The 614-nt window shown below is 67.1% G+C and carries 1 protein-coding gene; it reads left to right on the top strand.

The genetic code is table 11. The annotated features are described in order from the left end of the window. A partial coding sequence (locus AC4FS3_RS29060) for a hypothetical protein (protein WP_491023426.1) occupies positions 1–614 on the top strand: 614 nt, incomplete at both ends.

Below are 614 nucleotides of genomic sequence, written 5' to 3'. Positions count from 1 at the left end.
GTCTGACGTGGCATCTCTATCGCAGCGTCAGCGCGACCGTGGACGCATCCCAGCGCCAGGCCGCCCTCAATATCGCCAGCCTCGTTCGCGGCGCCCTCAATAGCGCCGACATCGTCGCGACCACCCTGCTGGCCTCCGCCACGCATGCGGGGGACGAGAAATTCTGCGCGTCCCTCCCCCATTATCGCAAGGTCAACCGGGAAGTTGTCGCCTACGGCTTCTTTCGCGACGGCCGGCTGGTCTGCTACGCCGGGGACCAGGCGGCGCTTGACGGTTTTGACCTGGCGGCGGTCGCTCCCGCCGCTCCCGCAGCCCCCCCATCCAGCCTGCGGGCGAACACCCGCCGGGAAACCATTCTGGCCAGCAGGACCCCGCCATTCCACCTTGGGGTGGCCTCGACGCTGGACGGGCCCGAAACCCTGCTTTCCGTCGTCTCCCAGGCATTCATGCGCGAATTGCTGGAGCGTACGCCACAGGGGCGCGCCAGCCCCTTCGCGGTGATCGACGACAGGTTCCACATCATCGCCCACAGCGGCGAACAGGAGGACAACGGGTGGCTTCCCGCGAAAGAGAAGCTGTTCCTGGCCTCCCGCCATGAGCTGATGACGGGCAAC

This window comes from Pseudogemmobacter sp. TB195 (genome assembly GCF_058313095.1).
The sequence above is the reverse complement of the archived record's forward strand: the minus strand, read 5'-3'. Positions and strand labels throughout refer to the sequence as shown.